The sequence below is a fragment of the Actinomycetota bacterium genome, from assembly GCA_005774595.1.
GTDB lineage: Bacteria > Actinomycetota > Coriobacteriia > Anaerosomatales > D1FN1-002 > D1FN1-002.
On the sequence record VAUM01000070.1, the window covers coordinates 1 to 7,594 of the forward strand.

Annotated in this window: 11 protein-coding genes and 1 riboswitch; of the genes, 7 read left to right on the forward strand and 4 right to left on the reverse strand. The window is 73.1% G+C overall.

Annotated features, from left to right (window positions below; translation table 11 throughout):
• The 3 genes from FDZ70_04365 to FDZ70_04375 form a co-directional block, all read right to left on the reverse strand.
• Nucleotides 1–170 (reverse strand): ABC transporter permease (locus FDZ70_04365; protein TLM78287.1); only part of this gene is annotated, 170 nt, incomplete at its 3' end.
• An 18-nt stretch (nt 171–188) separates the two neighbouring features.
• Nucleotides 189–1,061: an extracellular solute-binding protein gene (locus FDZ70_04370; GenBank protein ID TLM78288.1), complete on the reverse strand. Its 873-nt coding sequence runs from the start codon at nt 1,059–1,061 to the stop codon at nt 189–191.
• A riboswitch (molybdenum cofactor riboswitch) is annotated at nt 1,049–1,190 on the reverse strand. It overlaps the preceding gene by 13 nt.
• 89 nt (nt 1,191–1,279) lie before the next feature.
• A complete protein-coding gene (locus tag FDZ70_04375; GenBank protein ID TLM78289.1) occupies nt 1,280–2,281 on the reverse strand; it encodes a LysR family transcriptional regulator in 1,002 nt (333 codons plus the stop codon).
• Here FDZ70_04375 and FDZ70_04380 point away from each other — a divergent pair.
• Genes FDZ70_04380 through FDZ70_04410 form a run of 7 tightly spaced genes read left to right on the forward strand, consistent with a single transcriptional unit; the run spans nt 2,264 to nt 6,988 of the window.
• Nucleotides 2,264–3,100, forward strand: a complete 837-nt coding sequence (locus tag FDZ70_04380; protein TLM78290.1) for a hypothetical protein — start codon at nt 2,264–2,266, stop codon at nt 3,098–3,100. The genes FDZ70_04375 and FDZ70_04380 overlap by 18 nt on opposite strands.
• Nucleotides 3,101–3,127: 27 nt before the next feature.
• A complete protein-coding gene (locus FDZ70_04385) occupies nt 3,128–3,709 on the forward strand; it encodes a helix-turn-helix domain-containing protein (protein TLM78291.1) in 582 nt (193 codons plus the stop codon).
• A gap of 19 nt (nt 3,710–3,728) precedes the next feature.
• On the forward strand, nt 3,729–4,058 hold the full coding sequence (locus tag FDZ70_04390) for a DUF86 domain-containing protein (protein ID TLM78297.1): 330 nt from the start codon (nt 3,729–3,731) through the stop codon (nt 4,056–4,058).
• A gap of 43 nt (nt 4,059–4,101) precedes the next feature.
• Nucleotides 4,102–4,503 (forward strand): transcriptional repressor, encoded by a 402-nt coding sequence (locus FDZ70_04395; protein ID TLM78292.1) that lies wholly within the window; start codon nt 4,102–4,104, stop codon nt 4,501–4,503.
• Between the two features lie 7 nt (nt 4,504–4,510).
• Nucleotides 4,511–5,326 (forward strand): hypothetical protein, encoded by an 816-nt coding sequence (locus FDZ70_04400; GenBank protein ID TLM78293.1) that lies wholly within the window; start codon nt 4,511–4,513, stop codon nt 5,324–5,326.
• A 1-nt stretch (nt 5,327) separates the two neighbouring features.
• Nucleotides 5,328–6,131 (forward strand): hypothetical protein, encoded by an 804-nt coding sequence (locus FDZ70_04405; protein ID TLM78294.1) that lies wholly within the window; start codon nt 5,328–5,330, stop codon nt 6,129–6,131.
• Nucleotides 6,128–6,988, forward strand: a complete 861-nt coding sequence (locus tag FDZ70_04410; protein TLM78295.1) for an ABC transporter ATP-binding protein — start codon at nt 6,128–6,130, stop codon at nt 6,986–6,988. The genes FDZ70_04405 and FDZ70_04410 overlap by 4 nt, the downstream gene beginning before the upstream one ends.
• Nucleotides 6,989–6,991: 3 nt before the next feature.
• Here the strand turns inward: FDZ70_04410 and FDZ70_04415 are convergent, their stop codons facing one another.
• Nucleotides 6,992–7,594: an FprA family A-type flavoprotein gene (locus FDZ70_04415; GenBank protein ID TLM78296.1), complete on the reverse strand. Its 603-nt coding sequence runs from the start codon at nt 7,592–7,594 to the stop codon at nt 6,992–6,994.

Below are 7,594 nucleotides of genomic sequence, written 5' to 3' on the forward strand. Positions count from 1 at the left end.
AGGAAGCGCTTCGAGCCGATCAGGTAGCCGAGCGGCACGCCGAGCACCAGCGCGATGAGCGTCGCGGCGCCCGAGACGCGCACGGACGTGACGACGATCGTCCACACGTCGAGCCCTCCCGTGGACAGCAGGGAGGCCCCTTCGGCGATCGCGTCGGCGAACAGCTCCATCGGCTCGCGGCGCCTTCGCTACTTCGCGTTCGGCGTGAACAGCGCCTGGCCGTACTTCTCCACGCCGAAGGCGCCGATGATCTGCTGGCCGGCAGCCGACAGGACGTAGTCGAAGAACGCCTGGCCGCCGGCCTCGTTCTTCGCGCCGGTGACCACGATGACACCGTACTGGTTGAGCAGGCCCTTGTCGCCTTCTCGCACGATGGCCAGGCCGCCCTTGTCCTCCATCGCGAGGAAGGTCGCGCGGTCGGTCAGCGTGTAGCCGGTCTTCTCGGATGCCACCTTGAGCGTCTCGCCCATTCCCTGACCCGTCGACTCGTACCACGACTGGGCCTCGGGCGTCGGCGTCGCGATGCCGGCGGCCTTCCAGAGCTTGAGCTCCTTCTTGTGGGTGCCGGAGTCGTCGCCGCGCGAGATGAACTCGGCCTTGCCGGTCGCGAGCGCCTGCATCGCAGCAGTGGTGTCGGCGGCGGCCTTGACGCCCGACGGGTCGGCCTCGGGCCCGACGATGATGAAGTCGTTGTAGCAGACGTCGCGCCGCTCCTTGCCGAAGCCGTTGGCGACGAACTTCTCCTCGTCGGACTTCGCGTGGACCAGGAGCACGTCGGCGTCCTTCGTCTCCCCGAGCTTGAGCGCCTCGCCGGTGCCGACGGCGACGATCTTGAGCTTGTACTGCGGATAGGCCTTCTCGAACTCCGGCTGGAGCACGTCGAACAGGCCCGAGTCCTGGGTCGAGGTCGTGGAGGCCACGACGACCTCGCTGGTGGCTGCGGGCGGCTTGGTCTCGGTCGTCGCCGCCGGCTTGCAGGCGGCGAGCGAGACGGCGAGTGCGGCGGCCAGGAGCAGCGCCGCCGTGCGCCTCCATCGAGGCGCGCGGTACAGGTGGTGCATATGCGTCTCCTTTCCGAGCGCGGGAGGCCGACCGGTTTCCCGCGTCGACCCTATCGGCCCGGGGCCCATGACTGCGCGCCTGCAGGGACGCGAGCGGTAGGGCTTCCGGGCTCGGAGATGTGTCACCGCACACCCCGTGCGGCGTGCGGTCAGGATAGCCCAGCGCCCGTGCGCGCACAAAGAGGCCATGCGGGCGCAGCGTGCAGCCGACCTTCCCGCTATGCGGGCGCCTGCGCCCGCAGCACCGCGAGCAGCGCCGATGAGGCGCGCGTGAGCGTTCCCCTCGGCACGACGAGGTAGAGCGGGCGGACGACCGGGAAGTGCCCCTCGCGCACCAGCGCGACCGCGCCGTCGGCCAGCGGCCGGTGCGCCACGTAGCGGCTGACGACGCCGACCCCCATGCCGCCCTCGACCGCTGAGACGATCGCCTCGCTGGTGCCGAGCTCCATCACGACGCGCAGCTCGCCGGGGTCGACGCCCTCGGCCCGGAACAGGTCCTCGAGCACCATGCGGGTGCCTGAGCCGCTCTCGCGCATGATGAACGCGGCCGAGGTGAGCTCGGACAGGCCGAGGACCTCGCGCCCGGCGAGCGGGTCGTCCGGATGGCAGATCATGACGAGTTCGTCGTCGACGAACGGCTCGTACTCGACGCGTGCGCCGGACACGCGCGCGCCCGTGACGCCGAGGTTCGCGCGGCCGCTCTCCACCGCCTCGATGACCTCGGCCGTGTCGTGCACGCGCAGCTCCACGCCGACCTCCGGGTTGGCGGCGAGGAACCCGCCGAGGAGCCGCGGCAGGACGTACTGGCCCGGGGTCGTGCTCGCCGCGAGCGTGAGCCGGCCGGTGACGGTGCCGGCGAGCGTCTCGATCTCGTCTCGGGCGGCGTCGACCTGCGACAGGATCGCGCGGGCGTGCGGGAGCAGAACGCGCCCGGCCTCGGTCAGGTCGACCTTGCGGTAGCGGCGGTCGAGCAGCGTCGCGGCGACGTCGGACTCGAGCGACTGGATCTGCATGGTGACGGCCGGCTGCGAGATGCCGAGCGCACGCGCGGCCTCGGAGAACGAGCCCCGCTCGACGACGGCGACGAACGTGCGCAGGTGCTGGATGTTCACAGAGGACTCCTCGGAGCGGGGGCCGTGCGTTGCTCGATAAGCATCCGTTATGGTACCCGAACCTGCCGGCGGCGGTGTACGCTCGCACGCATGGGACGCACGGGACATGCGAGGCACGCAGGGCACGCCGCCATCGCGCTCGCCATCGCGGGTGCGGTGGCCGCATGCGCGCCGGCGGCCGGGCCGGCGGCCGCACCGCCGGCGGCGAGCGCGGGCGCGACAGCAGCGGCCGAGGGCGCGGTGGCGACGGAGCGGACGCGGGCGGAGCGCACCGGCCCCGTGCGCATCACCGCCGTCGGCGACAGCATCACCGAGGCGGTGGGGTGGTGCGACGTGACGGAGCGGCAGCAGTGGCTCGCGCTGCTGCTCGAGCGGCTCGGCGACGACCCCGCCCAGCAGCAGCCGAGCCGCCCCGGCGAATACGAGACGATCGCGGGAGAGCGGTACGTGGTCGTCAACGCCGGGATCGGCGGTGACACGACGTGGCAGATGCGCGCCCGCTTCGACGGCGCGCTGCGCGCCCAATCGGCCGACGTGGTGATCGTGTTCGGCGGCAGCAACGACATCGAGGGCGGGCTGCCGCTCGAGCAGGCCGAGGACAACCTCGCGTGGATGGTCGAGCGCTGCGCGTCGCAGGGCGTCGTGCCGGTCATGGCGACCGTGCCGCCCCGCTCGCAGATGTGGGGCCGGCAGCGCGCCGACACGCTCGAGCTCAACGCCTGGATCCGCTCGTACGCGGAGGCGCACGGCTACGCGTGCATCGACTTCTTCGCGGCGCTCGAGTCGCCGGCCGGCTCCGTGTCGCTGCCGGGCTCCGGCGCGGCCGACTACACCGACGACGGCACTCACCCCAACGCCGCGGGCAACCGCGCCATGGCCGACGCGATCGGACTCGAGCCGTTCACCGACGCCGCCGCGCGTCCGTAGCGAGGCACCGGGGCGACAACCGTTCGGTTGTTGTCAGCGACAACCGAACGGTTGTATGCTCGGCGCGTGATCTCGCTCATCGACATCGGACCCGCGTTGGTCGCCGCCAGGCATGCCGCTGGGCTCTCGCAGCGCGACCTCGGTGACGCGCTGGGCGTGCGGCAGCAGCAGGTCGCCCGATGGGAGCGGACGGGGTACCGCACCGCCAGCCTTGCGAACCTCGCACGCGTCGCCGAGGCGCTGCGCCCGGGCGCTGCCGGGATCGCTGCCGAGACGGTCGCGGCCTACGGGACAGCGACGGCCCCCCGCCTGACGGTGGACGTGCTCGCGCTCGCCGCGGCATGCGAGGACAACGGCGTCACCGAGCTCGCACTCTTCGGCTCCGCACTCCGGGACGACTTCCGCGCCGACAGCGACGTGGACGTCCTGGTCACGTTCGCCCCGTACACCAGGCCGCGGCTTCGCGATCTCGCCCGGCTGCGCAACACGCTGGCCGGCGTGTTCGGGCGGCCGGTTGATGTGGTCGAACGCGCCGCGGTAGAGCGCAGCGACAACGCGATGCGCCGCGCCGCGATCCTGGAGGGCGCGCGTGTCATCTACGCCGCGTGATGACGCGTACACGCTCGACATGCTCCAGTCGGCCGAGCGGGTCGCGTGCTATCTCGCGGGTGTGACCTTCAAGTCCTTCGAGGCTGACCCCGTGCTCCAGGATGCCGTCATCAGACGGCTGGAGATCATCGGCGAAGCGGCCCGGCGGGTTTCGACGCGATACGCCGACGCGCACGACACAGTCCCCTGGCGCGACGCCATCGACATGCGGAACCTGCTCGCTCACGAGTACGACGTGGTCAGCCTCGGCATCGTATGGGAGACCGCTCAGGTCGACCTGCCGGAACTGGCGGACTCCCTGCGGGCGGTCCTCGGTGATTGCGTCTGGCCCACGGGGTATACTCCCTAACTGAGAACGGTTCTCACTTCCGCATCGCGCGAGGAGGTCTCCCGTGGAGGACCGGGCACCGTACGGACGCGGCCGGGTCAGCCGGCAGCGCGCGTCGATCTCGGCCGCAGCCGCGATGATGGGCGGCGCGTTCAGCGTCGACGACCTGGCCGTCCGAGCGCGGGAGATCGACCCGGGTGTAGGCACGGCGACGGTCTACCGCGCGGTCGCGGCGATGGTCGCGTCGGGGCATCTCGACGCCGTCGGTGAGCGGGACGGGCGCGCGCTGTACGCGGTGTGCGGCGAGGCGGGGCACCACCATCACGCCGTGTGCACATCGTGCGGCCGGGTCGAGGCGACCCCGTGCGCGGTCGAGCACCTCGTGCCGCCCGGCGGCTTCCGCGTCACCCGGCACGAGGTGACGCTGTACGGGCTGTGCGGCCCGTGCGCGCGGCGGGCGGGCTGAGAGGCCGATGTCGCACATCCACGTCCCGGACGGCGTGCTGCCCCTGTGGCTGTGGGGCGGCGGCTGGCTGCTCGCGCTCGCCCTCGTATGGCTGGCCGGCCGCGGCGCGAAGGCGGCCGACGTGCGCCGGCGCGTGCCGCTGCTCGGCGTCGCCTCGGCGCTCATGCTCGTGGCGATGACGGCCGAGATCGTGCCGCTCGCCTACCACGTGAACCTCACTGTCGTCGCGGGGATCCTGCTCGGTCCGGTGCTCGGGGCTGTGGCGGCGTTCATCGTGGAGGTCGTGCTGGCGATGCTCGGACACGGCGGCGTCACGGTCCTCGGGCTGAACACGATCGTGGCGGCGGCCGAGATCGCGCTCGGGTGGACGCTGTTCCGCGGCGGCATCCGCATGCTCGGGCGCGGGCGCGCGGGGCTCGCCGCCGGTATCGCGACGGTGGTGACGCTCGCCGTGACCACCACGATGCTCGTCGGGATCGTCGCGCTCGCGGGCGGGGACGCGGCCACGTCGCGGGAGACGGGCGCGCTCGACCCGTCGTCGCTCACCTTCCGGGCCCCGTTCGCGGACGGGGTCGTGACGCTCGGGCTGTTCTCGGGCGGCGAGGAGCCAGACGGCGCCGAGACGGGCGCGGGCGGTGGGCTGTCGGTGGGACGTTTCGCCGCGGTCGTCTACGCACTCGGGCCGGCCGGATGGCTCATGGAGGCGCTCATCGCCGCCGCGATCGTGGGCTACGTCGCGCGCGTGCGCCCGGCGCTGGTGTTCGGCGGCGCGCTCGCCGAGGACCGCCGCCGCCCGCACGGCGACGCGCAGGGGCGACACTGACGTGGACCTCGCGGTCGTCGACACCAGCGCCGTGCGGGGCGGCTCGTTCCTCCACCGCACCGCACCGGCCTCGAAGCTCGCCGCGCTCGCGCTCGTGCTCGCCGCGGTCGTCGTCTCGTGGAACGCGTTCGTCGTGCTCGCGCTGGCCCTCGCGCTCTCAGCGCTGGTGATCGCCTGCCGCCTTCCGGCACGCGCGGTGTTCGGCCTCGCCGCGTACCCCGCCGTGTTCGCCGCGGTGTTCGCGTTCGCCTCGGCGCCCGACGCGCTCACCGCGACCGTCGTCGTGCTCAAAGCGGTGACCGCCGCGCTCGCCGCGCTCACGGTCGTGTTCACGACCCCCTACCCACAGGTGTTCGCAGCCGTCCAGCGGATCACGCCCTCGCTCGTGGGCGACGCGCTGCTGATGACCTACCGCGCGCTCTTCATCATGCTCGGCAAGTTCGCCGACCTCACCCGCGCCGCCCGCCTGCGCAGCGCCGGCGCCCGCGACCCGGTCGCCCGCGCCCGCGTCGTGACGCGTGCGCTCGCCGGCCTGCTGCTGTACGCGCTCGACCTGGCCCAGCACGACTACGACGTCATGCGCGTACGCGGCTACGAGGGCCGGCTGCGGACGGCGGCCGCGCGCTCCGACGCGCCCGCCCGCGACGCCGCGCTCGTGTGCGCTGCTGCGGCGCTGCTCGCCGCGTCCGCGGCGTGGCGCATGAGCGCGGAGGCCCTGAACCCCTACTCGTGGCTGCCGCCCGCGGCCGCGCTCGTCGCGCTGGCTGCCGCGGGCGCGGCGCACGGAGGACGGAGGAAGCGATGAACACACCGGCATCGACGCGCGAGGAGGTCGCGCGCGTATCGTGCGTTCGGCACTCGTACGAGGACGGCACGCAGGTCCACCTGTGCGGGCTCGACTTCGTCGCGCTGCGCGGCCAGCGCGTGGCGGTGCTCGGCCCCAACGGCGCGGGCAAGACGACGATGCTCTACCACCTGCTCGGGCTACTGCGCTCCGAGGAGGGCGAGGTGCGCGTCTTCGGCGTCGACCCGGCCGCCGAGTGGCGCGAGATCCGGCACCGCATCGGCGTGGTGCTCCAGAACGTCGACGAGCAGATCCTCATGCCGACGGTCGCAGACGACGTCGCGTTCGGGCCGCGGCAGCACGGCATGCCCGAGGCCGACGTGCGCGAGCGCGTGGACGAGGCGCTCGCGGCGCTCGGCATCACCGAGTTGGCCGGCCGCGTGCCGCACAACCTGTCCGGCGGCGAGAAGCGGAAAGTCGCTCTCGCCGGCGCGCTCGCGATGCGCCCGGAACTGCTCGTGCTCGACGAGCCGTTCGAGGGGCTCGACCCCGAGAGCCGCGACTCGCTGCTCGGCCTGCTCGGGCATCTGGCGGCCGAACACGGGACGACGGTGATCATGTCGACGCACGACATCGACGCGGTGCCCGAGTTCGCCGACTACGCGTACGTGCTCTCCCCGGGCGGCGAGATCGCGCTCTCCGGCACGCCGGCCGAGGTGTTCGGCGCGGCCGCTCAGCTCGCGGCGTCCAACATCCGGCCCCCGGTGCTCGCCGAGCTGTTCGCCGCGCTGCGCGAGCGCGACGCGTCGGCGCCGCCGCCGGCGCTGTCGGTCGCCGAGGCGGCCGAGGCACTCGAGGCGTGGCGCTCGGGCGGGTAGGACTCAGCCCTCCAGCGCCGCGCGACCGGCCGCGCGTCCGAACTCGATGCACGCGGCGAGGTCGTCGGCCGTCGGCCGGTACTTGAGCGTGATCTCGCCGAGTACCGGCTCGATACCGATCTCGGCCAAGCGCTCGGTCATCTGCTTCGTCGCGCCGCTGCTCCAGCCGAAGGAGCCGAAGACGCCCGCGACCTTGCCGGCCGGCTTGAGGCCCGCGAGGTACTGGAGGTAGCCGGCCGTGCGGTAGAGCATCCCGTGATGCAGGGTCGGTGAGCCGAGCAGCAGCACGCGCGCGTCGAGCAGGTCGCGAGTGACCTGCGCGAGGTGCGAGGCGGCCAGGTCGTACGCGGCGACCTCGGCGCCGGCCTGCGCGACGCCGTCGGTGATCGCGCGCGCCATCGCGTCGGTCGAGCCCCACATCGTGCTGTACGCGACGACGACCTTCGGCCGCGTCTCGCCGGCGGCCAACCGGCCGTACTCGGCGAGCACGGCGCCGACGTCGGCGCCCCGCCAGCCCACGCCGTGGGACGGGGCGATCGTGTCGATCGCCCCGCCGGTGCCGGCGACCTTCTCGAGCGTCTTGGCGATCTGGACGCCGAGCGGCAT

Bases quoted from the DNA above. Each gene is read 5' to 3' on its own strand.
- FDZ70_04370 (TLM78288.1), bottom strand. From the start codon at position 1,061: ATGCACCACCTGTACCGCGCGCCTCGATGGAGGCGCACGGCGGCGCTG.
- FDZ70_04380 (TLM78290.1), top strand. From the start codon at position 2,264: ATGGGACGCACGGGACATGCGAGGCACGCAGGGCACGCCGCCATCGCG.
- FDZ70_04375 (TLM78289.1), bottom strand. From the start codon at position 2,281: ATGTCCCGTGCGTCCCATGCGTGCGAGCGTACACCGCCGCCGGCAGGT.
- FDZ70_04390 (TLM78297.1), top strand. From the start codon at position 3,729: ATGCTCCAGTCGGCCGAGCGGGTCGCGTGCTATCTCGCGGGTGTGACC.
- FDZ70_04400 (TLM78293.1), top strand. From the start codon at position 4,511: ATGTCGCACATCCACGTCCCGGACGGCGTGCTGCCCCTGTGGCTGTGG.
- FDZ70_04410 (TLM78295.1), top strand. From the start codon at position 6,128: ATGAACACACCGGCATCGACGCGCGAGGAGGTCGCGCGCGTATCGTGC.
- FDZ70_04415 (TLM78296.1), bottom strand. From the start codon at position 7,594: ATGCCGCTCGGCGTCCAGATCGCCAAGACGCTCGAGAAGGTCGCCGGC.